Origin of the sequence: Streptomyces sp. NBC_01433, assembly GCF_026340105.1 — a bacterium.
In the GTDB taxonomy this organism is placed as follows: Bacteria; Actinomycetota; Actinomycetes; order Streptomycetales; family Streptomycetaceae; genus Streptomyces.
The window spans coordinates 265,357-289,486 of the sequence record NZ_JAPEPM010000006.1 but is presented as its reverse complement, the minus strand read 5'-3'; the positions used below and the strand labels follow the sequence as shown (position 1 = coordinate 289,486).

Annotated in this window: 19 protein-coding genes; 16 read left to right on the top strand and 3 right to left on the bottom strand. The window is 69.3% G+C overall.

Going from position 1 to position 24,130, the window contains the following annotated elements; all coding sequences use genetic code 11:
• Positions 1–131 precede the first annotated feature (131 nt).
• Together OG413_RS44890 and OG413_RS44885 are read right to left on the bottom strand one after the other, a co-directional pair.
• Positions 132–518, bottom strand: coding sequence for a hypothetical protein (locus OG413_RS44890; protein WP_266815809.1), 387 nt, complete (start codon positions 516–518; stop codon positions 132–134).
• Positions 515–1,165: a WhiB family transcriptional regulator gene (locus OG413_RS44885; RefSeq protein WP_266815808.1), complete on the bottom strand. Its 651-nt coding sequence runs from the start codon at positions 1,163–1,165 to the stop codon at positions 515–517. Before OG413_RS44885 ends, OG413_RS44890 begins: the two co-directional genes overlap by 4 nt.
• A gap of 137 nt (positions 1,166–1,302) precedes the next feature.
• Between OG413_RS44885 and OG413_RS44880 the strand changes: the two genes are divergently transcribed.
• From OG413_RS44880 to OG413_RS44830, 11 genes are all read left to right on the top strand, one after another.
• Entirely contained in the window at positions 1,303–2,142 is an 840-nt protein-coding gene (locus OG413_RS44880; RefSeq protein WP_266815807.1) for a GntR family transcriptional regulator, read from the top strand.
• Positions 2,143–3,282: 1,140 nt separating this feature from the next.
• Positions 3,283–4,971 (top strand): hypothetical protein, encoded by a 1,689-nt coding sequence (locus OG413_RS44875; RefSeq protein WP_266815806.1) that lies wholly within the window; start codon positions 3,283–3,285, stop codon positions 4,969–4,971.
• A gap of 1,131 nt (positions 4,972–6,102) precedes the next feature.
• Positions 6,103–7,038: a hypothetical protein gene (locus OG413_RS44870; protein ID WP_266815805.1), complete on the top strand. Its 936-nt coding sequence runs from the start codon at positions 6,103–6,105 to the stop codon at positions 7,036–7,038.
• A gap of 108 nt (positions 7,039–7,146) precedes the next feature.
• Positions 7,147–7,431, top strand: coding sequence for a hypothetical protein (locus OG413_RS44865; RefSeq protein WP_266815804.1), 285 nt, complete (start codon positions 7,147–7,149; stop codon positions 7,429–7,431).
• Entirely contained in the window at positions 7,428–8,537 is a 1,110-nt protein-coding gene (locus OG413_RS44860) for a conjugal transfer protein (protein WP_266815803.1), read from the top strand. Before OG413_RS44865 ends, OG413_RS44860 begins: the two co-directional genes overlap by 4 nt.
• A 34-nt stretch (positions 8,538–8,571) precedes the next feature.
• Positions 8,572–8,892, top strand: coding sequence for a hypothetical protein (locus tag OG413_RS44855; protein WP_266815802.1), 321 nt, complete (start codon positions 8,572–8,574; stop codon positions 8,890–8,892).
• The gene (locus OG413_RS44850) at positions 8,889–9,500 is read left to right on the top strand and encodes a hypothetical protein (RefSeq protein WP_266815801.1); all 612 of its coding nucleotides are present in this window, start codon (positions 8,889–8,891) and stop codon (positions 9,498–9,500) included. Before OG413_RS44855 ends, OG413_RS44850 begins: the two co-directional genes overlap by 4 nt.
• A gap of 30 nt (positions 9,501–9,530) precedes the next feature.
• The gene (locus OG413_RS44845; protein ID WP_266815800.1) at positions 9,531–12,131 is read left to right on the top strand and encodes an ATP-binding protein; all 2,601 of its coding nucleotides are present in this window, start codon (positions 9,531–9,533) and stop codon (positions 12,129–12,131) included.
• Positions 12,128–14,818 carry a hypothetical protein gene (locus OG413_RS44840; RefSeq protein ID WP_266815799.1) on the top strand — a complete coding sequence of 897 codons (2,691 nt, stop codon included), beginning with the start codon at positions 12,128–12,130 and terminating at the stop codon, positions 14,816–14,818. Before OG413_RS44845 ends, OG413_RS44840 begins: the two co-directional genes overlap by 4 nt.
• 86 nt (positions 14,819–14,904) lie before the next feature.
• Positions 14,905–15,558: a hypothetical protein gene (locus OG413_RS44835; protein WP_266815798.1), complete on the top strand. Its 654-nt coding sequence runs from the start codon at positions 14,905–14,907 to the stop codon at positions 15,556–15,558.
• 10 nt (positions 15,559–15,568) lie between these two features.
• Positions 15,569–16,618, top strand: a complete 1,050-nt coding sequence (locus OG413_RS44830; RefSeq protein ID WP_266815797.1) for a bifunctional lytic transglycosylase/C40 family peptidase — start codon at positions 15,569–15,571, stop codon at positions 16,616–16,618.
• A gap of 287 nt (positions 16,619–16,905) precedes the next feature.
• Here the strand turns inward: OG413_RS44830 and OG413_RS44825 are convergent, their stop codons facing one another.
• Positions 16,906–17,364, bottom strand: a complete 459-nt coding sequence (locus OG413_RS44825) for a hypothetical protein (protein WP_266815796.1) — start codon at positions 17,362–17,364, stop codon at positions 16,906–16,908.
• A 259-nt stretch (positions 17,365–17,623) separates the two neighbouring features.
• On the opposite strand from OG413_RS44825, the gene OG413_RS44820 reads away from it, so the two are divergent.
• From OG413_RS44820 to OG413_RS44800, 5 genes are all read left to right on the top strand, one after another.
• Positions 17,624–18,151 carry a hypothetical protein gene (locus OG413_RS44820; protein ID WP_266815795.1) on the top strand — a complete coding sequence of 176 codons (528 nt, stop codon included), beginning with the start codon at positions 17,624–17,626 and terminating at the stop codon, positions 18,149–18,151.
• Between the two features lie 18 nt (positions 18,152–18,169).
• Positions 18,170–20,551 carry an ATP/GTP-binding protein gene (locus OG413_RS44815; protein ID WP_266815794.1) on the top strand — a complete coding sequence of 794 codons (2,382 nt, stop codon included), beginning with the start codon at positions 18,170–18,172 and terminating at the stop codon, positions 20,549–20,551.
• Complete coding sequence (locus OG413_RS44810; protein ID WP_266815793.1) at positions 20,548–21,588, top strand: replication-relaxation family protein; 1,041 nt, start codon at positions 20,548–20,550, stop codon at positions 21,586–21,588. The genes OG413_RS44815 and OG413_RS44810 overlap by 4 nt, the downstream gene beginning before the upstream one ends.
• A 71-nt stretch (positions 21,589–21,659) precedes the next feature.
• Positions 21,660–22,991, top strand: a complete 1,332-nt coding sequence (locus OG413_RS44805) for a ParB/RepB/Spo0J family partition protein (RefSeq protein ID WP_266815792.1) — start codon at positions 21,660–21,662, stop codon at positions 22,989–22,991.
• The gene (locus tag OG413_RS44800) at positions 22,988–24,130 is read left to right on the top strand and encodes a DUF4417 domain-containing protein (RefSeq protein WP_266815791.1); all 1,143 of its coding nucleotides are present in this window, start codon (positions 22,988–22,990) and stop codon (positions 24,128–24,130) included. The genes OG413_RS44805 and OG413_RS44800 overlap by 4 nt, the downstream gene beginning before the upstream one ends.

Below are 24,130 nucleotides of genomic sequence, written 5' to 3'. Positions count from 1 at the left end.
GCCTCCGTATGAGGCGCAGTAGTACAGCGGTTGCTGCTCGTGTCCGAAGAGGATCGGGACCACGGGGGGTTGTCCTCACTGCGGCGTGGTGGGAGCGCGAGCGCCCGGAACAGGTGGCGTGTGCGAGGTCGTCAGCCGGTTCCGTTCGCGTCGGGGTGGTGCTCGGCCGCCTCGTTCTCCGGCGCAGCCGGGAGGGAGTGCCGGCGGCCCGGGCGGTTGCCGGGGTGAGCCTGCGCCGCTTCGGCGTTGCGGGCGGTTGCGTCCGTGGCCGGCGAAGCGGCCGGCTGGCGGATCCAGTCCTGGTAGGCATCGGCCTCGATGCGGGCCTGGCGCCACAGGACGAGGAGGATGCCGACGAGCGCGGCCGGTGCGGGCTCTGTTCCGGTCTGCGGGATGGGCACGAGGACCATCGGCATCTCGGACTTCGCTTGCAGGGCCTGCACCAGGCGCAGGTTGAGGGCGCGAAGCTGGGCGATCTCGGAGGGGGCGCCGCCATGCGGTGTGGTGTGGTCCGTCATGCGGCCCACCCCGTCGCGCGCCGGTGCTGGCCCTGCAGTTCCTTGAGACGGCTGACCGCGGCCCGGGTGTCGGCGTGGTTCTTGTTCCGGTACTTCGGTTCGACGGAGAGGCCGATGTGGGTGCGGGCCAGGGTCTGGACCTCGCGGGCCGCAGTCAGCCGCTCGGCACGCTGCTCGCCCGGCGCACGGTCTCGGCCGCGAGCCGCGGACAGCCTCATGGTCTCGGCGGCCACGCGGGCCAGCTGGCTCTCCTCGGTGGTTCCGCCGCGTACGGCCAGGTCCCGGGGCTCCTCGGGGTAGCGCAGTGCGAGCTCGAGGCAGGCTGCGGCAATCGGGCAGGGCGCGCAGTACTGGGCGATGGTGCGCTCGCGGCGCTCGCGCCACTCCTCGTCCTGCTCCTCCTCGCGCTGGTAGAAGGCGTTCACGTCGTTCGTGTCGCTGCAGCGCCCGAACTGCCGGACGGCGTCGTTCAGCTGCGGCTCGCGCATCTGGCCGGCGACGGCGTGTCCGTCGGGCCCGGCGAGGTAGCCGGCGCCGGCGAGCTCGGCGACCGGGTAGGAGGAGGCGAGTTCGCGGGCGACATCGTCGGTGAGGCGGATCTGGTCGGTGGCGCCCTGCGTGGGGCGGGCGGCTGTCATGCTGGTCATTGCGTCGTCTGTCCTTCGTGACGGAAAAAGGGAAGGGGCGGCGTGCTCCACCACGGCCTTCGAGGGCTCTATCCCTCGGAGGCCGTTTGCGTGGAACACACAGATTTGGACTCCCTGGGGTACTCCAGGTAGTCCAGATGGTGCATTGCTTTGCGGATCTCGTCAAGAGGCAACCGGCGAAAGCAGTCCAGGCCTGCTCATCCCGGCCCTTGCCCGTGCGGCAGTATGTGCGCATGGCCTTGACCCCAACCGACAGGCGCAGCCTCGCTGACAGCCTGCGTGCCGAGATCTACAGCGGCGAACCCGACCGCTCGCCCGGCACGGTCCTGTCCGGGCGCAAGCTCGCTGAACACCTGGGCTGCGCGCGCAAGACTCTGATCGGGGCCATGGAGATCCTGGAGCAGGAGGGTCTGATCAGGCGGCTCCCCAAGGTCGGCTACATGATCCTGACCCCTGCCGCCGCCTTCGAGGCCCGCATCGACGAGCACGGCCACGTCCACCCCGTCCTCGAGCAGGCCGGCGACACTGTCGAGGTGGTGACCACCGCGGTACAGAAGGCGCCCGACCATGTGGCGGCGGCACTGGGTGTGCCGCCGGAGACGAGCGTGGTGCTGCGGCAGAGCGTCCTGAGCAGGTCCGGTTCCCCCTGGGCGATCCGCGAGATGTACATCCCCCGCGGCATCGCCGACGTCGCCCGGCGTCTCCTGGAGGCGGATCTCGTCGACGAGGCAGCGGTCATGACCGAGGCCGGCCTGGCGGAGACGGCACACCAGCACACCACCTCGGCGCGCCTGGCCACGGACATCGAGTCGGCGCTGCTCAAGTCACGCACCGCCGTGGCGCTTTCGGTCCGCCGGGTGAGCTACAGCGGAGAACAGGCGCGGAGTTGTGATTTCATGAATATTCGCGCAGATAGAGTGGCTTTGACCGATTGGTCCGGTCATGTACCCAACTGTGGTGAGTCTGACGTGAAGTGACCGCTGATCAGCGCGACGCGCGGTCTGTACCGGTCCGCCGACAGGCTGTGCACTTCCGTTGCCGTTGGGGATAGGGTGACCATCGATTGATCTACTGCTAGCCCTGACAACACGATGCCCCCGGACCTTGAGCAAGTCCGAGGGCGTATATCGAGTTCGAGAACCGAGTAAGGCGGTGTCTCGTGGTGGAGCGTACCCGCACCCACACGCAATTGCACAGTCAGCCCGGCTTCCGCGCTGCGTCCAAGACGCCGACGGACCGGGGCTTTTTGCTGTGCGGACACCGCTTTTCGCGCCCATCGCTCATCGCCCTCATCAAGGAGGGCGGCATGTCGTAGAGAGTCCGGGCGGGCGCCCCCTTAGCAGGGAGCGCTCCTCGCCCTTCCGCGCCGGTTCGGAGTTAGCAGCTCCTCTGCCGGCCTTCACCGCTCTCTCGGAGTATCCAGCTCCGTTCGAGCGAAGAGCCAGACCGCTTGGTCTGGATGATCACTGCCTCCCAGCAGCAACGGCCCCGAAAGGCCTCAGGCCCGAAGGCCCTCATTCATCTCTGGAGCGAACCAGAGTGAACGGAGTACATCTTGCAGTACCGCCATGGCTTTTGTCAGCTCAGCAGCCCTCCAAGGGCACCGTTCTCGGCCATTCGCCCCGCAACTGTCACCTCGGCGTCACATGTCGTGACAGCTTTTTCTCCTGATAGGTCAGGTGTGGCCCGTTTGTGCGGTTCTGTGCCGTGGGTGACGGCGGCTCGCAGCCGCAGCCTGCTGACAGCAGCTGATCCGCTGTGCCTGTCGCCGGGCCGCGCCAGCTGAATCCGCCCCCTCGGCCACAGATCCGGACAAGGGGCTCTGCCCCTGCATTCCGCATCTCAGCCAAGGGCTGTTCGCGCTCTGCTGCACGGCACACGCCGACTGTCAGCAGGCGGGCTTCGGCACATCGCGTGCCTTGAACCCCGCCGGGGTCGACACCCCTCTGACCGCAGCCGAGCCCCTGGTCCTATCTGCAAGGCCGTCCTCTCCGCGTCCCGGAGGGGACGGCAACTCGAAGCGCGTCGTCGACGGGTCGTCACCCCGCCGGCTGCGCGCCGGGGGAAGCGTGTCCAGTTCTCTGCTTTTCGCCACAACCGATCCACCCGGTCCGGCAGTGCCGGAGCAGGCCCCGGGAACGGCCTGCCTACCCGGCGGCAACAGGGCCGTACGACGCCAGCGCGTCAAGGTGCCGATGCGCCTGGTGGAATCCGCGCACTACGAGGACGTGGCGCTCACCGTCTACATGAAGATCAAAGCGCTCGGGCAGCGTCCGGAAGGCTGCACCGCGGGAGCGACCGTTCTCGCCTCTTACCTCGGCCTGTCGTGTTCCTCCGTCGAGCGTGGCATCGCGCAGCTGCGCAGGCCGGGACCGGATGGGGTGGTCGAACTTCCCTTCAACCAGCGGCGGTCGCTGCCGGGCGGGTCCGGGACGACAGCCCGGCGTCGGGTGCGCCCGATGCACCGGGACGAACTCTTCATCTGGCTGCCTGTCGCCGCCTGCGAAGACCTGTCCCCGCGGCAACTGCGGGCGTTCGCGGTGCTCTGCTTCGCCCAGGTCCAGCGCATTCCGCTCACCGAGCCAGAGCTCGCCGGCTACCTGCACCACCACTCCGGTGCGCGCGCGGGAGCTGCATTGTCCGTGACGGCCACGGGCAAGGTCATCGACGCGCTCGAGGCTGCAGGCTGGGTAACGGTTCAGCGCCGGGCAGGGGCGCACGGGCGGCATCAGTTCATCGCTCACGACGTCCCCCCGGCGCCGAAGGCCGACGTCTCTTCCGCCGCGGAGGCCGAAGCCGCGGCCGATCCCTCTTCGTCGTTTGATGAGGGATCGGGTCCGCAACTTGGTGAAGGATCGCTCGCGACTAGGGAAGACCAGAGTACTGACCGACCTGATGACGAACGCCGCCTTGTCTCACCCGCCGTAGGCGAAGTACAGGTGGGTAAGGGCGCTTCGGCTGTGGATAACTCGCCCCAGAAGCCTGCGGATGAAGGACTCGGGGCAGGTTTCGCGCTGCGCGCGGGCCAGGAACGAACCGGCTCCCCCACGCAGAACGACCAAGCGCACCGGAATCGCTACGACGGCCCAGCTCTGACACTGCACCCGCGGATCACCGGGGTCCTCGAGCCCGTTCGGGTGCTCTACGAACGCGCCAACACGTTCATGCAGCGGCGGATCGCCCGCGAGGTCGGACGCCAGCTCGATCTCGGATACGAACCCGACCGGCTCCGCCAGCGTCTGAACAACCGCTTCGCGGGTGTGCTGATGTCCGAGATCGGAGACCCCGCCCGGTGGTTGATGGGCGTCGCGCTGCCGCGCTGGGGCTGCGGTCATCAATCCTGCGAGACCGGTGTGATGTGGCCGAGCGGGGAGCGGTGCGCGGCATGCGCCGACGTACTGGCCACGCGGCGGTATCAGCGTCAGCAGGACCGACGGATCGAGCTGGGACTGTGCCTCGATCACGGACTGGGCGGGCCTGGAGCAGCGTGCCCCTGGTGCGCTCCGCCTGTGCCGAGTCGCCCGGTATCCGAGCTTGCTCCGGCGGCGGCCCCGTCCGCTTCGGTCCGCGCGGACTGCCGGACCTGCGGCTGCAGGATCAACTTGGTGGGCCCAGCCCTCGTTGATCGTTTGTGCATGCCGTGCCGGGAGTCGCACTCCCCGAGCGCCGAGGAGCCGGAGAGCGCCGGCCCTTCTGCGCAGTGCATCGGGTGGCGCGGGGAGTCCTGCGATCGGCTGGCGATCCCCACCCGCCCGGTGTGCGCGCGGCACCGGGCAAAGGAACTGAGCGTCGAGGTGGCCGGGTGATCAGGCAGCCGCGCGCGGGGCGGAGCGGGAGGCGCGCACCGGGGTTCGGTCGTGCGCTCTTCGTTCGCCGTCTGGTGCGGTGCCGCGCACGGTGCGCGGCGAAGTGCGCTTGTGTCAGGTGCGAGGTGCGCGCACGGCCGGCAGAGGTGCGCGCACGGCCGGCACGCGCGCGCACCGGATGCCCGGGAAGGGGCGCACCCGGTGCGCGCTGACACGCGCACCGGCCGGGCGCACTTCCTGCTCGGCGTACCGCGCGCACCGACAGATCCAGCGATGCGGACGAGGAGAGGGAAGGCTTCTGGGCTACGGCTCGGCGACGTCCCGATGGTGACTTAACGTCACGTCCGAGGGAATTCCGGAGGGTCTGATCCTGATTCGGAGACGGTGCGACACCCCTTGTCCAGCATCTGAATCGCTCGGCACCCACCCCTTGTCCACCTCCCGGGGTCTCTCCTCCCACCCCTTGTCCACCTCTGCTGCCTGTCGCGTTCTTCCTTGACCAGGTTGGCAACCGGCCGAATCTGCCCCTTGTCCAGCTAGGAAGGCAGCCGGACGGCGGTCGCTCTCCGAACAGCCGCCGGCGCTGCGCGCGCATCCCAGTTCGTCACGTCGTGTTATCAATCAGCGGCGCACTTTCACGCTGTGGCTGCGCTGGCTGTTCGTGCCGCGGTGTGGGACAGGCGGGGTTCCGACCGGTGGGCGCGGGTCATCGTCCGGCACCGTGCGCCTACCGCGCGCGCTTGCGGTGCGCGAGGCGCGCGCACAGATTCCGCACCGCCCTGCACCAACGCGCACTGATGCGCGGCAAGCGCACCGCACCGCGCGCCATGGCCGGGGCCCTGTGCGCGCACGGCGCGCACCCCCTTGTCCACCTCGCGCACTCGTGCGCGCACGTCCACCGCACCGCACCGCGCGCCATCGCCCGGTGCGCGCGCGGCGCGCACCCCCTTGTCCACCTCGCGCACCCGTGCGCGCACGGCCACCGCACCCCTTGTCCGGGTGCGCTCCGCGGCATCCTCCGACCGTGTTCTTCCTTGACCACCGTCGTCCGCGCTCGTGATCAGACCGCGGACAAGAGGGGTCAAAAGATCGTCAGCGGCATCCCCATCGGATGACTAAGGACGGTCACGGATGTCGCACTACAGCAGCCCCCTCAGCACCATTTCCGCCTCGGCTACGGACGAGGGCTCCAGCACCCTGCGGAGCCTGAACGCCGACTGGGCATCCCTCTCCGACGATGTCCGCGCCAGCGACCAGGTCGCCGGCTGGGCGTCCGAGCACCCCCAGTTCGCCGGCGCCCAGACGCCGCAGGACGTGGTCCGGCAGATCTCCGGTCTCTACCGCCGTGGCGCCTGGGAGCAGCACGACCAGTCGATGCTCTTCCTGCTGCAGCGCGCGAAGGAGGCCGGGGCCGATCGCGATCTGGCCTGGCGGACCGCGGCGCGCGTGATGCTGCCGAAGGCCGTGTCCATGGCGAAGACGCAGCAGCACGACGGGATTCTCTGGGACGACATCGTCTCGTCGATGTTCAGCGCCCTGTTCGAGGTCATCGGCACCTACCCGATCGCACGCCGTCCGCGGGGCGTCTTCGCCAACATCGCGATGGACACACTCGTCCTGGCGCAGAAGACCCTGGCCGCCGACTACGACAACCGCTCGGCCCTGCGGGAAATAGGGGACGCGCTGCTGCCGCTGGCCGGCGACCGGTCGGCGGCACTGCTGCCCTCCGAGGACCCGGACCCCGCGACGCAGGCCCAGCTGGCCGACTGCCTCGTGCGCGCTGTCGAACTGGAGCTCGTCAGCCGCGACGAGCCGGAACTCAGTGCCGACGACCCGCGTGCCGAACTGCTCGCCCTGGTGATGTGGGCGGTCGACATCCAGGCGTTGACGATCTCTGACGCCCGGCGGATCTCGAGCTACTACCTCGACGCCTCCTCGACTCCCGGCCACAGCGCCCGCACCCGGCGGTCGATGGGCAACGAGGGAGCGCGCCTGCGGCAGCGGGCCAGCCGCGCCGTCCGCCCGCTGCGCGAGGCCGCGCTCCGTACGACCCGGTCGGCGGCCTGAAGTTTTTTCGCCCCGGCTGTCACACGGCGGCCCAAAAACACACCTCTACGGGCGATCCGCATTCGGCCTCTTCTTCGCCTTCGACCACCCACTTCACGGGAGCACCCCATGACTGCCGCCCGCATCACCGGCCCCGACCGCTCTGCTGACTCGCTCGCGGACGAGGACGAGACCCGCGTCGCCTCGGCCCGCATCACCGCCACCCGCCTGGGGACCGCCCTGGTGCGCGACCCGCTCGACCGCACGGTGCACGAGCAGATGCGCCACTTCCTCGACCACGACTCGGAACCCGCGCTCAAGTCATGGGACGTACTGGTGTCGCGCACCCCCGAGCAGCTGAAGTCGCGCATCGTCGAGCTCCTTACGGCTCGGGCCGAGCGGAGCGTGTCGTGAAGCGATCACGTAGCAAGGCCCGTCGCGCGCAGCGGGAGCGGCTCGAGGACACCACCGTCGACGCCATGGAGCCGGCGCCGGCGCCGGCTGAGCAGGACGACTACGAAGCAACGGATGCCGCCGGGTGGAAGACCAGCACCGCGGGGCTCGCCGGCGTCGCGCGCCTGGCCCGCGTGGCCACGTGGGCACTCATCGCCTCCGGTCCGCTCATCGGAGTCATGGCCCTGCTCGGCTCGTCCGCTCCTGCGCAGAGCGCACCCAAGTCGGCGCCCGAGGTCCAGTCCGGTGCCTCCACGGGGCCTGCCGGGTTCGCGCAGCTGTTCATCGGCGCCTACCTGGAGGCCGGAGAGGGGAGCGAGAAGAACCTGGCCCCGTACTACGCAGGCAGCGTCGCGCTCACACACCCGGCCGGCACCCGCAGTGCCCTGCGCACCCAGGTGATGGAGGCACGCGAGGTCTCCTCCGGCTACTGGTCCGTCACCGTCGCGGTCAATGTCGCGGCGAAGGCCAAGAAGGGCGGCTACAGCGACGCCGGCGTGCAGTACTTCCGCGTCGCCGTGCAATCGACCGGCTCGGGCGACACGACCGGGTACACCGCCGTTTCCCTGCCCGCGCAGGTCGCGGCACCGACTGCGCTCAAGCCCGGGGACCTCGGCTACCCCACCTCCCGCGGCGGCGGAACCTCCGACCCCGCGTCCGACACCGCGGCCTCGTTCCTCACGGCATACGTGGCCGGACAGGGCGAGCTGGACCGCTACACCTCCCCCGGCGTCCGTGTCTCCCCCGTCGTGCCGACCCCGTACGCCTCGATCAAGGTCACCGGCATCCGGGACAACTCCAGCGACAGCGCCTCCACGAAGGTCCCCGGTGACGGCGAGCACCGACGTCTTCTGGTCTCCGTCGACGCCATCGACGTGGACGGCAACAGCTTCCCGCTCACCTACGCGCTCGGCCTGACCTCGCGTGCCGGGCGGTGGGAGGTCTCCTCCCTCGACGACGCCCCGGCCACCGCCGCGACAAGCAAGCCGTCCAGCGCCCCGAAGCCGCCCTCTGCTCCCCCGGCTCCCACCACGCCCAGTGGCTCGGCATCGCCCGCCGGCAGCTGACCCACGTCGCCACCACCGAAAAGAGGAAACGTTCATGCACACGCTCACGGCCGACCCGAACACCGTCGTCCTCGCCGGTGACCTGCTCGACTGGGCCACCCTCAAGACGAACCAGATCGGAACGTTGATCAAGCTGGCCGTCGGCGTGATGGTGCTCGCCGCCGTCGCGACGGCGTACTGGAAGACCAAGTCCTGGGTCGCCACGCTCGTTGCCTTCCTCCTCGGCGCCCTCGTCATGTGGGGCATCGCCAACCTGCCGTCCCTGCAGACAAAGGTCGGCTCGGAGATCGAGGACACGGCCAGCGTCGCCCCGCAGGTGCCCGGCGCCGACGCTGACGTCACGGCGCTGTTGTGAGTGCGTCCGAGGAAGACCTCGTCGGTCACTCCTACACGCGCGCCCGCAGGCACCCGCTCGTCATCGGCAAACTCCCGGGGGCCGGTCGGCTCCCGGGAGGCCCGTACACGATCACCCAGATCGTCACCATGGTCGTCGTCTTCGGCGGCCTGGCCCTGACCCAGACCCTGTGGGCGCACTTCGGCCTCGCGAACATCCTGATCATGATCGCGCTCCCGTGGGGGCTGGCCTGGGTGCTGCGTTACGCGCGCATCGACGGCCGGGACCCGGCGCGCGCTCTGCGCTCCCTGCTCATCTACGCCTCGGCTCCGGCCGGGGGCCGGCTTGCCGGCCATCCGCAGCGACAACCGCGTCCCCAGTGGGCGCGGACCACCTGCACCGTCCGGGTCGCCGGGGACCAGGCCTCCGGCGAGGCAGCTCCCGCGGCGACGCCACGCCTCCAGCCCGCGGCGGTCCGGTTGGAACGCCGGCCGGCCCCGACCATCACGCAGTCGGCCGCATCGGCCGCTGCGGCTCCCTCCGTGCAGGCCGCACCGGCGCGCACCGGCGGCCGCAGCCAGTTGCAGAGCCTCCTCGCCTCGCTCGAGGACCAGCACCCCCGCTCGTAGCGGCGCCTCACCCGCAAAGGACTTCAAGCCATGCGTCTCCCCGTCCGGCACATCAGCGGCCACCTCATCTGGACGACCAACGCCGCCACGTGGGGCGTATGGAAGGTCGACACCGAGAACTACACCCACGCCTCGAAGTCCACCAAGCGCGAGCGCCTCGACGCGCTCGAAGCGCTCTTCAAGTCCTTGCGGGGGGAGGCCCTGCTCCTGAGCTTGTGCCCGCAGGTCGATGCGGCGGCGGTCGTGCAGCGCATGACTGCCGGCGTGGACTGGGACAAGAGCCCGGAGTACGTAGACCTGTCCCTGAAGGTCCTCGACCAACTGGAAGGACTCGAGCTCACCGGCCGCGTCGACTTCCTGGCGATACCCCTGCCGCATCTCGACCTCAAGCAGACCGCCCGGGCCGTCGTCTCCTCCACCCAGGCCGAGGTGATGTCCGCGCTCGGCCTCGCGGTCCCGCCCGTCACCGCAGGCGAGGAATCCGACCGACTGCAGCAGGCGAACCGGATCGCCGCCGCGTGGCCGTCCGGCATCAAGCTCAAGGCCGCCACAGAAGCGGAGATCCTGTGGATCTACGGCCACGCGGCACGCCGCGGACTCGACGAGCCGCTGCTCCCGGAAGAGGGGACACCCCGCAGCCTGCGCGGACGCGGTCACACCGTCGCCGCCCACACCCAGGTCATCCTGGACGAGGGCGGCCGCGGAGGCCAGAGCCGCAAAGGCCCCTCCAACCCGTTCGCCCGCCGCTACGCCAAGGTGACCACCGAACACGGCAGCAGCTACCAGGCGTTCAGCGTCCTGGCAGAGATGCCCGAGTCGTTCCGTTTCCCCGGCTCGGAGTACCTCGCCGCATTGGATGACTTCGGCTTCCCCGTCGACTGGGCGGTCCGGCTGAACATCGAGGCCGGCTCGAAGGCGGAGCCCAAGTCACGCAGGCAGCAGCGGGAACTCGCCCACCAGCGCGGCGAGTACGACGGCGAGACCGCCGGCGTGCCCGCCAGCCTGGACAAGGCCTCCTTCTCACTGGACGAGTACCGCGACCGGCTGACCTCCTCAGCCACGGAGGTCGAGATCCGCGCGTCCGTCGTCACCTGCGTCTGGGGCGCCACACCGGACGAGGCCAACGAGCGGGCCTCGTCCCTGCAGCACCACTTCGGTGGCAACGACTACACCCTCACCCGCCCCGTCGGCGACCAGGTGCCGCTCTTCCACGCCATGCTGCCGGGCACCAAAACCCCCAAGCCGCTCCTCGACTTCACCCAGTACCTGCTGGCCAGGGACTTCGCCATGGCACTCCCCTTCAGCGGCGCCAGCCTCGGCGACGACACCGGCTCGCTGTACGGTCTGCAGCTCTCCGGCGGTGGCGTGCGGCCCGTCCTGATCGACTTCAGCCACGGCCCCCGCGTCAACGCCTCGGCCAGCGCGGCTTTCGTCGGCGAGCTCGGCTCGGGCAAGAGCGTGGGCCTCAAGACGGCGATGTACTCCATCCTGTCCACCGGCCACCGTGCCGGCCACGCCCAGAGCCGTGGTCGCGCCCTCGTCATCGACCGAACCCCGCAGCAGGAATGGACCCGCTTCGCCCTGGCCTGCCCGGGTGAAACGCAGATCATCCGCGTCGACGAAACCGCCGGGGTCTCCCTCGACCCGCTCAGGATCTTCCGCGGCCCGCGCGCCGCACGGTACTGCGAGTCCTTCCTCACCCCACTGCTGGACATCGCCAGCATGTCGGTCGAGGGCGTCACCCTGTCCGAGTCGATTGCGACCACCCGCACGGGCCCGAACCCGTCCATGACCACGCTCATCACCAACCTCGCCCTGCGAGCGAAGACCCCCGACCCGGAAGAGCCGAACGATGCGGCGGTACGCGCGGCCGCCTCCGAGCTCGTCCGCAAGATGCGGGCCTTGGCCAAGAAGGACCTCGGCCGCACCATCTTCGACCCGAGCCTCCCGGTCGTGAGAATCACCAACGCCGACTCGATCGTCTTCGCCGTCGACCGCCTGGGCCTGCCGACCAAGGAGGAGCTCAGTGAGCACCGCCTGCGCAGCCTGGAGGTAGAGAAGAGGTTCGGGTGGCGCCTGATGTACCTGATCACCGCGCTCTGCCGGGAAGTCGCCTTCGCCAACTCCAATGAGTTCACCGGGGTGTTCCTGGACGAGTGCTGGTGGCTCACCTCGTCGGCGGAGGGCTCCAACCTGCTGCTCGAGATCATCGCCGACGGCCGCAAGCACGGTGCGGGCGCCTTCGCGGGCAGCCACGACCCGTACGACATCGGGCCTAAGAACGAGCTCGGCGACAAGATCCGCGCCCTGCTCAGCCACATCTTCGTCTTCCGCCACCGCTCCAAGACCCTCGCCGCCCGGTGCCTGGAGTTCATCGATCTCGACCCCACCGACGAAGAGATGATCAAACTGATCACGGAGAATCTGAGCCCCCTCAACGTCTCCGACGCCGAGCGCGGCCTCCGAGCCGGCGAATGCCTCTACCGCGACCTGCGCAAGCGCATCGCGGGCATGAAGGTGCTCATCCCGGCCGACGACGATGCCGCGGACGCCATCCACACCACCCCCGGCGGCCAGATGGGCGAGGACGAGCCGGCCGTCGAAGTGCCGCTCGAAGGGGCACTGGCATGAAAGCCGACCCCCGCGCCGCGCCACGCCGGCGCGCCCTGCGGATCTGGTTCATCGCTGTGCCCCTGGCACTACTGCTGAGCCTGACCGCCACGGCCGCGTCCGCTGACCCAGTCCCCAATCCGCAGCCCGGCCCTGCACCCACCGCCCCGGACGCCAAGCCGACGCCCAAGCCGACGCCGAAGCCGTCGCCGAATCCAGAGCCGAAGCCGGGCAACGAGAAGGAAGGGGACAAAGCCGACCCGTGCGACCAACTGCCCAAGGGCAGTGCCCAGTACAAGTACTGCAAGGAGGGCGACGACAGCGATGCCGGTGGCGGCAATGACGACAAGCCGGCCGCGAAGCCGAAGCCCGAGGACTCCTACAACCCCATGGAGCCGCGGCCCGGGCTGATGCCTCCTGCCCCGCAGCCCGGGGATGAAGACAGGCCGATCAAGGACCTCACCAAGTCACCTGCGGACGGTTCCAACGGACTGCTGCAGCCCTTCAACGTCAAGGACAAGGACGGCGTCCCGATCTCCGCGTACAGCGTCGACGCGGACACCGGCGACTGGAGCGACATCGATCTCAAGATTTGGAATCTGCTGTCTCAGCTCTTTTTCGGGATCGCCAAGTGGTTTGTCGGATTCGCCAGTTGGCTGATCGACTGGGCGTTGGACTTCGGCCTCGCCAAGATTCTCGTCGAGCCTGCCGACAACATTGCCACCAGCCTGCGGGACCAGGTCATCAACCGCCTGGGCCTTCCTGGTCTCTTCCTGCTCTTCTCGGGTCTGTACGCGGCCTGGCACATCTTGTTCAAGAACCGCAGCCGCGGCTTCGCCGAAGCGGGCATGTCCCTGGTCGTGGCCGCCATCGCCACCACCGTCCTGCTCTCGCCCGCGCAGGTCCTGCTCGGCACTCATGACCGGCCGTCGCCCGGCGGCTCGACCATGCTGCTGAGCGATGAGGGCCTGATCGGCCAGGCCAAAGACCTCTCGCTCGAGGTCAGCGCGGTTGTGCTGTCACAGGACCCTGGGGGCGACGCCAAGCCGGAAGACGTGTCCAAGCCGATCACCGACGCCCTGGTCGACGCCTTCATCGTCAAGCCGACGCAGCTGATGCTCTACGGCAAGACGTTCAAGGACCCCAAGTGCTCGAAGGCGTTCGCCGAAGCGTCACTGGTCAAATACAACTACGAGCAGATGGGCATCGACTTCTTCGAAGCCAATCGAGTCAACCCCACCGGTGCAGCCACCTACTCAGCCCAGCTCAAGAACGCGGGCGAGCACTTCACCAAGGTCTGCAAGGTCGAGGACGGCGACGCGAAGAAGGCGTCCGCCGACATGACTTTCTCGGCCGCCTTCGTCGCTCTCGCAGCGATCATCGTCTCCGTCCTCATGGTGCTGGTCACCGGTACCTTCCTGGTCTCGCAGGGCTGGCTGGCCTTCGAAGCGATGAAGGGCCACTGGGCCCTGGCGGCCGGCATCCTGCCCGGCGGAGGCCGCAGCGTGCTGTGGCGCTGGGTCTCCGCCATCATCAAAGCCATCCTCGGCGTGATCCTCGCCATCTCGTTCCTCGCGATCTTCATCGTCGTCATCGTCGCGCTGCTCGACGCGAACACGGGCGAGATCCTCGCCGTCAAGTTCATCTGCCTCGATCTGGCCGCAGTCGCAGGACTCGTCGGCCAGAAGAAGATCAAGGAGACGGCGAAGCAGGTCAGCGTCAACCTGAACCGGCGCCTGGCCAACGCCCGTGTCGGCGGCAGCCGTCAGAGCGTGTTCAACTCCTTCGGCCGGTACGCCGAGACCGCCCCGGGGGTTAAGCAGCTGTTCGGCGGGGCCCGCGGCGAGGCCCGCAAGGTCACCAAGCCCCTCGGCCAGGCCGGGCGCACCGCCAAGCAGATGTGGATGGGCAAGCCCCAGCGCGGCGGTAAGGCAGGGGGGCGCCTGCGCTCCGCCGCCCGCCTGGCTACCAACGCCGCGGCTGCGGTGGGCACCGGTGGCGCCGCCACCGCGGCGAAGGTCGCCGCCCAGGGTGCCGCCAAGCAGGCCCTTCGCCGTCGGCTCGCCACGGCCGCGGCGAACAAGATGTCTCAGTCCCGCGGCGGGCGCGCCACCCTCATGGCCGGCAAGGGTGCGGCCGCGACCGCACGATTCGGCTGGAAGGCAACGAAGTTCGCGACGCTCGCGACCGTGGGCGCACCGGTCGGGATTCCCCGGGGCATCGCAGCCGCCAAGCGCGGTGGCGCCGCGGCGACCGCACGCGCAGGTGCCGTCAGACGGCAGCTGGCCGCCTCGTCGAGCCGGGCCGGCGCCCGGGTGACTGCCAGGGTCGACAGCGCCTCCGCGTTCCGCCAGGAGTACGCCCGGAATGTGGCGACGGCAGGCCGGTTTGTGGGCCGTCACGCGGCCAGTGCGCAGCTCGGAATGGCTCAGCCGATGGGTGCCGCACCGCGCCCGTCGAACCCTCCCGGTACGCGAGCGGCTGCCAGCGCACCCCCGGTCCCCGGACGGGGCCCGTCATCCGCGACTAGGTCGTCCTCTCCTTCGGCACCGGGGCCGGCATCCATCCCCACGTCGTTGGTGAGTGCCTCCCCGAGTCCCGGCGGGGGCGCTGCGCCGGCCGTGTCGTCGACGCCGCCCGCGCCGTCGGGTCCCCGGGCCGTCCGCAGGGCGACGCGGCCGGCGGGACCACCCCGTCGACGGCCCTGACCCGGCGGGGATGAGCTGCCCCAGCTCATCCCCGCCCTCCGGCCCTTTCCCCCACTTTTCCCGGTCGCGACTGCAGGAGGTGTCGGATGTCCGCGCTCAAGAACCCCAGCACCTGGAAGGTCCCTGTGCTCTTTGCGGCGGCGGCCCTCCTGGCGGTCACCGGAGTTCTGCTCCTGGCCGTCGATCCGGGACGTACCGCTCCGCGCGCCGATCGGCCTGCGCCCTCGGCCCCGCCGGCCGAGCCGTCCACACCGGAGGCCGAGCCGACCAGACCTTCAGCTCCTGCCGCGCAGGACACCACGGCGCCGGACGAGGAACTGTCCGCCTCACAGGCCGTGCCGCCGAAGGCAGCAGAGACAGCACGCAGCTTCGTAACGGCGTGGGCCTCGCACGATGCGCGCCCAGGCCGTGACGCCTCCTTCAGCGACGCCGGCCGCCGTGCGGCGGCCTACGCAACGGACGGCTTCGCCGACCGACTGCGTGACCCCGGAGACCGATCCATCCGGCTGTGGCAGCAGTGGGTCACCGACAAGACACACGTGACCTGCGCCATCGACCGCGTGGCAACACCCGACGGCGCCCCTGCTGCAACCGCGGCACGGGCCTACGTGCGAGTCCTCTACACCTGCACCACCCACTCGGCCGGCCAACAGCCCGCCCGCTCACACGAACAGATCGCGCTCGAACTGCACCACGTGCCCACGGGCGCGTGGCGGGTCGGCGCACTCGTCAACGCCTGAGGAGACCGTGGTGAAGAAGATACTCATGAGCCTCGGGATCACCTGGCTGTGCGTCTGCGCCGTCCTCATCGCCGCCGTGATGGCCGTCGCGACGAAGCTCGGCAGCGACAACACAGGCGACGGCATACAGAACGCCGGGTTCGGCGGTGGCATCTCCAAGGGCGCCAACGTCCCGGAATGGCTGAGGACGCTGATCGACAAGGCCATCAACGACTACGGATGCCCCGAAGTCACACCCGCCCTGCTCGCAGCGCAGCTGTACCAGGAGAGCAAATTCGACCCGAAAATCCAGTCCTTCAAGGAAGTGAACAAGAACGGCAAGATCGTGAAAGTACCGGTCGCCAGCGGCATCTCACAGTTCATCCCCGGGACGTGGAAGAGCCACGGCAAGGACGGTGACAACGACGGCGACAAGGACGTCCTCGACCCCGTCGATGCGGTTCCGGCCGCCGTCGACTACGACTGCGACATCGCCGACGAGGTCAGCGGCGTCCCCGGCGACAAGGCCGACAACATGCTGGCCGCCTACAACGCAGGGCCGTACGCGGTGCAGAAGCACAACGGCATTCCGCCCTATCCGGAGACCCAGAACTACGTCAAGATCATTCGGAGTCTCGCCGAAAAGTGGACCGACGAGCTGACGGAAGGTGCCCCGGTCGCCGCCGGCAGCGGGCGCACCGGCCAAGTAGTGGCCGCGGCGCAGACGGCGCTGAAGACCTACTACCAGTGGGGCGGCAACTGCCGCAGGCCCTTCAGCCTCAAAGAGGGCAACGGCTGCGACTGCTCAAGCCTCATGAAAATGGCATGGGCCAGCGTCGGCGTGAACCTCCCCCGCACTACGTACGACCAGGTCAACAAGGGGACGCGAGTGCGCTCTACCGCCGATCTGCAGCCCGGTGACCTGCTCTTCAGCCGCGGCAGCGCCTCCCGCCCCGAGCATGTCGGCATGTTCATCGGCAACGGTCAGGTCATCGACGCCCCCAAGACCGGGCTCCAGGTGCGGATCAAGCCTCTCTCGTACTGGGAATCCCAGATTCTGATCATGAAACGAGTGGGCTGATCAGTTCCGTTGTAGGTTCCGAATAGAGATGTCGGTGTCCGGCCATCTTGTCGTCGGCATGTCGGCTGCTGGGACAAACCCGCAAGTCGACCGTCCGAGACATCTGTCGGCGCGGCCCGATCGGGCCCTCCTGGCTGAAGAATCCGACAAGTTCGCTGGACGAGTCCGCCGACAAATGTCTCGGACGGTCCCCAAAGACTCAGGTCATCCAGGCGTCAGACGACAAGTCGAACCGGACCCTACACCGTAGGTTCCGATTTCCGCTTGTCTCTGTTGCGGACCGCGTTCTACTCCTGAACCGCGAGTGCGATCGGGTCAAGGCCCGCGAAGTGGTAGTTGAGCCAGCTGGCCAGGACGGACAGGAGGGCCGCGCGCCGTGCGGGCGGATACTGCTGGACCTGAGCCCATGCCTGCTCCGGCTCACCGTTCAGGCTGCTTTGCACGATGCCGGCCGCCAACAGCATCATCGGGTTGCCTGAGGCGTTGCCGACGGAGACGACCTGACTGTCCGGCCGCGTGTCGCCGGCCAGCATCCGGCCTGCGACCTCGAAGGCGGCGCGCAGGACGGCCTCGTCGCCTTTCAACAGGGCGAGGAGCTCGACGGTGTTGGCCGCCCGGCCTGTGACCGGATCCAGAGCCGCCATGCGGCACGGCGCCGGGACTGCGGCGCGCTGCGATGGAAGCACGGCGGCAGCATCGGCGGCTGCGGCCAGCTCGCTCGCCTGCGGGGCAGTCAGATCGGGCATGCCGGACAGCTTAGGTCCCAGCGTCCGCGGCCCGAAGCGAAGTCCCGGAGTTCGCCCCCAGGGGTGACGCCCCCCGCAGGCGGCATCTTCGTGGAGCCGGCCGGCTGCGGCCGAGATCAGAAAGTTCGGCCTGGCATGTCACACGGATCGCCAAAAACACACCTCTATAGGCATCCGCACGCACTCCCTTCGCCCCCCGGAGTTCCGACATGCCTTCTCGCCCCTTGTTCCCCGATGCTTCGTGCTCCGGAGCCGCCCGATGACCACGAACGATGTCATCGACCGTGTGATCGACTTCGGCCAGGAGCTGCCCGCGTACGGCGAGGCCGCCTATGAGTGGATATCCGGCAACGTGTGGCTGCTGTTCCTCGTGCCCGCGGTCTTCATAGCTTTCGCCCTGGTCATCTCCGTGGCGCGCCGGCGCTTCGGTCTCGGCCCGCTGAAGGGCCGGCAGGCCTTCGAGGTTCTGCCGACCACTGGCTTCGACCCCGTGCTCGAGGACGTGCTGCGCTTCGCCAAGCATCTGGCTCAGGCCCAGCGCAGTGTCTCGCGCTGGGCGTTCACCCCGGTACGCGGGACTGCGGTCCGCGTGCGGCTGCTGTCGCAGAACGGGCTGCTGACTATGCGCGTCGAGGGGCCGGCCCGGGCTGCAGAGGTCCTGCGCCACCAGGGCTACCGGCAGTGCGAGATGCGTGCCGTCGGTGCCGCGATGGCCGACGCCGAGCGCCCGGAGATCCGCCTTGGTGTCGGCCTCGACACCGACACCCAGACCGCCCTTGCGGCATGACCCTCGAAGGAAGTCGTGATGAGTAAGAACTCGAAGTCCCCGAAGGGCCACGGACGCGGGCCGCGCAGGCCCAAGCCCCGCAAGGACAAGCCCACGCAGCACTTCGCCCGTGCCGAACTCGCCCTCGCGCTCCCCGACCACCTCGCCCTGCGAGAGGTGCCGCTCAAGCCCGACCCGCTGGAAGCGCTCGCCGCGGCCGTCGCGGACGTGCGCGAGGACCTGGGCGAACGGGCGGACATCGTCTTGGACCTGGTACCGATCTCACCCTCCAAGGTCGGCCGTCGCCGAAGCCGACTGCTGGCGCAGGCGCGCCGCAACCCGAGCAACATGCCCTCGATACCGGGCCTTCCCCAGCAGGGGTCGGGCGGTTCCGGCTTCGGTCAGCTCGCCTCCGTGGGCAGCCAGATCGCCGCGGAGCTGCGCGGTCAGCACGGCGGTGGCGGTCAGCGGCCGGCCCAGCGGCAGCGTATGCCGAACCACACCGACATCAAGGCGGCCATGGGCAAGTTCGGGCCGGGTGCGGATCCCGTTTTCGCTCTGCAGCTGCTGATCCGGACCTGCTCCTCCGACCCGTCGCGGCCGCGGATGCTGCTGGAGCAGATCATGGCAACGCTCGAGGGCTGGGCCGGGGACAACCACCTGCGTCCGGTCGGGCTGAACCTGCTCGTGACGCGGCTTCGGGCGGACTCGAAGCTGTACCGCCGCAGTTTCGACCGGCGATTCACCACCGGGGAGTTCTCCCCGCGCCGGCCCAGCTGGGTGACCGGCGCCGAGCTCGCCGGGCTGCTCAAGCCGGCCACGAAGCACAACATGGCGGCGAACGTTGCCCGTTCCGGCGGCGTGGTGCCCCCGCCGCCGACGAATCTGCCCACCTGGACCGGCCAGCCGGATCTGCTGCCCCTGGGGTGGGTGTCCAAGCCCGGAGGCGGCGAGCGCCTGGCGGGCCTGCCCTTGGCGTACCTCCTGTTCGGCCTCTTCCTGGGAAAGGCCGGCTACGGCAAGACCGAGATGAGCTTGATCCAGGCGATCGCGCTCGCTCACAACGGCCACGGAACCATGTTTTTGGACCCGCACGGTGACGGGTGGCAGCGGGCACGCCCGTATCTCGCGCACCCGCAGATCGCCCCGCGCATGTGGGAGATCGACCTGACCTCGCCGGACCTCGACGCCATGGTCGGCTCCTGGAACCCGCTGTCCATGGAGAACCGCGGGGAATCGGATATCCCCGACATTGTCAACGCGATCGTCACCGGTTTCGCCAGCGCCCTCAACTGGTCCGACAGCGCCGGCCGAGCCAAGACCATCCTCACAAGGTCCGTCGAGACCCTCGCGCGTCTCTCCTGGATCCTCTCGCAGGCAGGCAAGCCGGAGCTGGCACCGACCATCTTCCAGATCCGCACCCTGCTCAACGACGAGGAATGGCGCGAGGCCATCGTGCCGTACCTGCCCAAGACGTTGCGCGACTTCTGGGTGCACACCTACCCGAAATACTCGAACGAGGCGACTCCTGTCGTCACGAACATCATCGAGCGGCTCGACAGCTCCAACAGTCTGAAGGGCTTTCTGGGTTCGTCGCTCAGCACGTACGACATCCGGCGTGCGATGGACACCGGGAAGATCGTCTTCGTGTGCCCGTCGGGCACTGGTGACACCGACCGGATCGTCTCCTGCCTGCTGATCTACGACCTCTTCCGCGCCGGCCTCTCGCGGCGCACCCAGCCCGTGGCGGACCGCAAGGACTTCTACGTGTTCATCGACGAGCTCACCGCGGTGGACGGTGCGAGCAAGGGAACCCTCGCCGCGATCGCCGAGCAGCTTCGGAAGTACAAGGTCAAGCTGCTGGCGATGACGCAGATGTCGCAGCGTCTTTCGCCGACGACGCGGCAGGGGCTGATGCAGAACCTGTCGATCCTGTCGACGACGGCCAGCGACATCGACGAGGCGCAGCTGGTCACGCGCAGGTGGGGCAAGAAGGTCGAAGCCGACACGATCTCGCAGTTGCAGCGCTACCACTACGTCATGTCGGTCACCCTCGACGGCGGGCAGTCCAACCCCTTCCGGGTGCGCGGCGCGAGTGTCGAGGAACTGTACGGCGACTACCTGCGCGAGGACGACGTCGAGGGCCTGGACACGGCGGTGAACAAGAACCTGCGCAGGCGCCGGGTGCGGGACATCCTCGACGATCTCGGCAAGCTCGACACCCGCCTCCGGCTGTTCCTGGCCACGCTCCCGCCCCCGCCGCCGGACGACGAGGACCCGGGCACGGGTCCGGATGAGCCGCCGGTCGACGACGCGGGGCCGGGGCCGTCGGGTGACACCCCTGACCCGCCGGCGGAGCAGGAGCCGGCCCCCGACAACGTCACTTTCCTCATCAAGAACAAGGGGTCACGAGTCGGATGAGCACGCTGACCGATCACGAGCCGCTGCACCGGCCGCAGCGGACCCGCAGCTTCCATGCCGTCGCCAAAACGGCCCTCGACCTGCTCTACCAGCACCGCATCATGACCACGGGCCAGCTTCACCGGCTGCTCACCCCTGCCGCCCGCGGATCCTCCTACCTGCGCAGGCAGCTCGCAGATCTCGAAGAGAGCGGACTTGTCCAGCGTCTTCGGGCCCAGGGCCAGGCCGGTGGAGGTCACCATTTCAACAGGCCCTACGTATGGTTCCTGACGGAGTCGGGCGCGGACGCCGTGGAACAGGCGACAGAGGTGTTCTCCCGCCGCTACCGGGTCACGCCCGAATCAGCGGCCAGCACGCGTCAGGCTCACACTCTGGCCGTCAACGAGGTCGGGTGTGCGTTCGTTGCGCACGCACACCGGCTCGGCCATGACTGCACACCGCTGTCATGGACGCCGGAGGTCGCCCACCGTATCCGCGACGGGCAGCGGAGGTTCGAGGACGACCACGTCATCTCCGACGCCGTCCTGCACTACGTGCACGTCCACCGCCAGGCGCGCACGATGCTGAACCTGTTCATCGAGCTCGACCGGGCCACCATGACCACGGCCGAGCTCGCCAAGAAGGTGTCCGCGTACGGGCGGCTGTACGAGTTCGTGCCCCAGCACCCCGATCGTGCGAAGCGCTCCGCGGCATCGACCCGGCCTGCGTGGCAGCACACCTATCCGGCCTTCCCGCGCCTGCTGATCATCCTGGACGGCGTGCCCGGCCCCACCCTGGCCAAGCGACTCGCCGACCGCACCGAGGACCTGTACACGCTCACGCGGGTCGACCCACGCCTGGCCCGGATCGCCCGTCAGCTCTCGGTCGGAGTCACCACTCTCCAACAGCTGCGCGAGCGCGGGCCGTTCGGGCAGATCTTCACCCCGCTGCTGCGCGGGACGCCCGAAGAGCGGCATCCCCTGACCGACATGCTCCTTCGCCAACCGAGCTCCGCGGCGCCCGCTCGGCACCCGCCGGCTTCGCCCGCACCCCGCTGACCTGCTACGCGACAACCCTCGGGGCCGGGCCACCCCGCCTGACGACCGACCTGTGAAAGGAGGCTCCGCTGATGAGCATCGCTGTTGAAGAATCCCTGGCCCCCACACGCGCGACCGCGGGTCTGGCTAAAGCCCTGGAGAGTTCTGAGCAACTGCGCCAGCGGCGCTTCGAGCTGCTGCCGATGCGCGGCTCGGTCTACACCGACGTGCAGGGGCGCGGCCCCGGACCGAGCACCAGCCCCGAGGGCCTCGCCGACCTGATCACCTCGATCTCGGCCGTCGGGGTTCTCCACCCGGTCCTGGTGGAAGAGCTGCCCGGCCCGGAGGGCCGCGTCCAGCGGCGCCTGGTGATCGGCGAGCGCCGCTACCGGGCCTGCCGCTGGGGTGCGGTCAACCAGCCGGACAACCCCCGGTTCGAGAAGCTGCCCGCAGTCATCTGCCCCGGGCCGATCAGCGATGAGGACCGCCGCACGTGGCAGCTGGTGGAGAACCTGGCGCGGGAGGACCTCCAGCCCGGCGAGCTCGCCAACGCCCTGCTGCTCGAGCGCAGCGCGATCCTGCGCACCCAGCTCGACAACGCCGGCATCGAGGTGAGCGAGGACATCCAGCGGCTCGAAGACCCTGTCGCCCGTTTCGAGGCCCTGGAGAAGCTGCGCGGCAGCGACGCCAACCTGGCCGCACCGTGGAATCTCGTGCTGCGCCGCCTCGGCCTGCAGATCACCTCGCGGCGCGCCCGTGAGGTCGTGGCCGCCTTCCGGACCCTGCCGCGCGAACTGTCCGCGGACATGGACCAGCACCAGGTCGCACTGGCCGCGCGGACGAACTTGGCCCGTCTCAGCCGCGGCCGCCGTGAGGCCGCCTCCGAGCTGTGGCAGGCCGTCAAGCGGCTGGGGCGCACCGATCTGCTCTCGGCGGCCACCCGAGCGCAGGCCACGAACCCGGAGATGCCGGCCGAGATCGCGGTCAGCACCGCGGTCACTGCCCACGAGCAGGCCAACGCGGAACGTGCCGCGACGCTTTCCCGCAGCACTGCCCAGAGGGAGGAAAGCGGGAGCGAGGACTTCGCGGAGTCGGCCGACGGCGAAGCGCAGGAATCGGCTGTCTCCGGCAACGAAGAGGCCGCGTCCCCGAGCGGCCACGCCGGGCCGACAGGACCCCAGAGCTCTTCGCTGGGACTGGCCGCCTCGGACGGCGAGCAGTCCCTGCCAGCCGATGAGTGGGATGAGACCCCTGAGCCTGTCGACCCGCCGGTACTCGCCGCTGCCTTGGAGGGACTGCGCGGCCTCAACGCGCAGCTGGCCGAAGGCCGCAGCCTGCACCGATTCGATGCGGGCTCGCTCCGCATGCTCCTGACCGATCTCCAGCGCCACACCAGCGCCGGCACTGAAAGGACCGTCGCATGACCGTCTCCCTGCCGATGCCCGGAATCGGGCAACCCGCTCCCTCCGCTCCCGCACCCGCGTCCGGGTGCGACTGCAACAACTGCCCGTTCTTCATGGACAACCCTCGGGCCGTCGAACCCGTCTGCTCGGGCTGCACTTCCAGCTGCGAGTACTGCGGCTGCGCGCGCGCCGAGGACCCGGTTCCCGGCAGCGAGCCGGGCCTGGCCTGCACCCGCTGCCCCATCCGCTGCGGCACCCGGCCCGACCGGGATGCCTGGATGAAGGACATCGGCAACACCATGCACTTCACCGGTCTGCGCGTACCGGGCGCGCTCCCCGACCTGCCCCTGTTCACCCCCCAGGTCGACGGGCACGACGTGCGCACGCTCGACGCCCAGCTCGACTGGCCCGCCTACGCGCTCGGGCTGCGCCGGGTCATCAGCCCCAGGACCCACAAGCTGTTCCCGCGCTGGGAGGGCAAGACCGCCCGCCAGTTCCTGGACCTGCGTGGCGAGCAGAAGGCCATCCTCAGCGGGTACGCGGAGGACCCGCTCGTGGAGGCCTACTGGACTCGGCGTAAGGCCGACGGCTTCGCCGACATGCTCGCCGCCCAGGAGTGGGACCTCGTTCTCACGCCGAACGCCAGCATGTACTTCAACCAGCCCCGCGCCGAGAACCTGATCAACATGCGCCGCAACTTGATGCTCGCGCAGGAACTCTCCGCGGCCGGCGTCACCGCGGTCCCCAACATCTACTGGCTGCGGCTGGAGGACCTCGACCGCTACCTCGACTGGCTCGACGAGTCCCCCACGCTCCCGCCCGCCCTCGCCATGAACCTGCAGACCTTCCGCACCCAGGCCGACTGGGAGGAGATGGCGATTCCCGGTCTGACCTACCTGGCCGCCACGCTCCCACCGGACCTGCCCATGGTCCTCACCGGGGCGAGCCGGGCCGACCGCATCGCCACGCTCCAGGCGCTTTTCCCCGGGCGCCTCTACCTGATCAGCCAGAACCCGCTGCAGTACGCCCGTCACGGCGCGGTCATGACGGCGGAGGGACGCGTCGACACCCAGGCCCGCACCGAAGACCTGTTCACCGCCAACGTCCGCTTCTACGCCGGGCTCGCCGACGGGACGATCACCGCACGGAACGGGGCCTGA

What these genes read in the sequence shown, in the direction of transcription:
- OG413_RS44890 (WP_266815809.1), bottom strand. Translation starts at nt 518, where the DNA reads ATGACGGACCACACCACACCGCATGGCGGCGCCCCCTCCGAGATCGCC.
- OG413_RS44885 (WP_266815808.1), bottom strand. Translation starts at nt 1,165, where the DNA reads ATGACCAGCATGACAGCCGCCCGCCCCACGCAGGGCGCCACCGACCAG.
- OG413_RS44880 (WP_266815807.1), top strand. Translation starts at nt 1,303, where the DNA reads ATGGTGCATTGCTTTGCGGATCTCGTCAAGAGGCAACCGGCGAAAGCA.
- OG413_RS44870 (WP_266815805.1), top strand. Translation starts at nt 6,103, where the DNA reads ATGTCGCACTACAGCAGCCCCCTCAGCACCATTTCCGCCTCGGCTACG.
- OG413_RS44865 (WP_266815804.1), top strand. Translation starts at nt 7,147, where the DNA reads ATGACTGCCGCCCGCATCACCGGCCCCGACCGCTCTGCTGACTCGCTC.
- OG413_RS44855 (WP_266815802.1), top strand. Translation starts at nt 8,572, where the DNA reads ATGCACACGCTCACGGCCGACCCGAACACCGTCGTCCTCGCCGGTGAC.
- OG413_RS44845 (WP_266815800.1), top strand. Translation starts at nt 9,531, where the DNA reads ATGCGTCTCCCCGTCCGGCACATCAGCGGCCACCTCATCTGGACGACC.
- OG413_RS44840 (WP_266815799.1), top strand. Translation starts at nt 12,128, where the DNA reads ATGAAAGCCGACCCCCGCGCCGCGCCACGCCGGCGCGCCCTGCGGATC.
- OG413_RS44835 (WP_266815798.1), top strand. Translation starts at nt 14,905, where the DNA reads ATGTCCGCGCTCAAGAACCCCAGCACCTGGAAGGTCCCTGTGCTCTTT.
- OG413_RS44825 (WP_266815796.1), bottom strand. Translation starts at nt 17,364, where the DNA reads ATGCCCGATCTGACTGCCCCGCAGGCGAGCGAGCTGGCCGCAGCCGCC.
- OG413_RS44820 (WP_266815795.1), top strand. Translation starts at nt 17,624, where the DNA reads ATGACCACGAACGATGTCATCGACCGTGTGATCGACTTCGGCCAGGAG.
- OG413_RS44815 (WP_266815794.1), top strand. Translation starts at nt 18,170, where the DNA reads ATGAGTAAGAACTCGAAGTCCCCGAAGGGCCACGGACGCGGGCCGCGC.
- OG413_RS44810 (WP_266815793.1), top strand. Translation starts at nt 20,548, where the DNA reads ATGAGCACGCTGACCGATCACGAGCCGCTGCACCGGCCGCAGCGGACC.
- OG413_RS44805 (WP_266815792.1), top strand. Translation starts at nt 21,660, where the DNA reads ATGAGCATCGCTGTTGAAGAATCCCTGGCCCCCACACGCGCGACCGCG.
- OG413_RS44800 (WP_266815791.1), top strand. Translation starts at nt 22,988, where the DNA reads ATGACCGTCTCCCTGCCGATGCCCGGAATCGGGCAACCCGCTCCCTCC.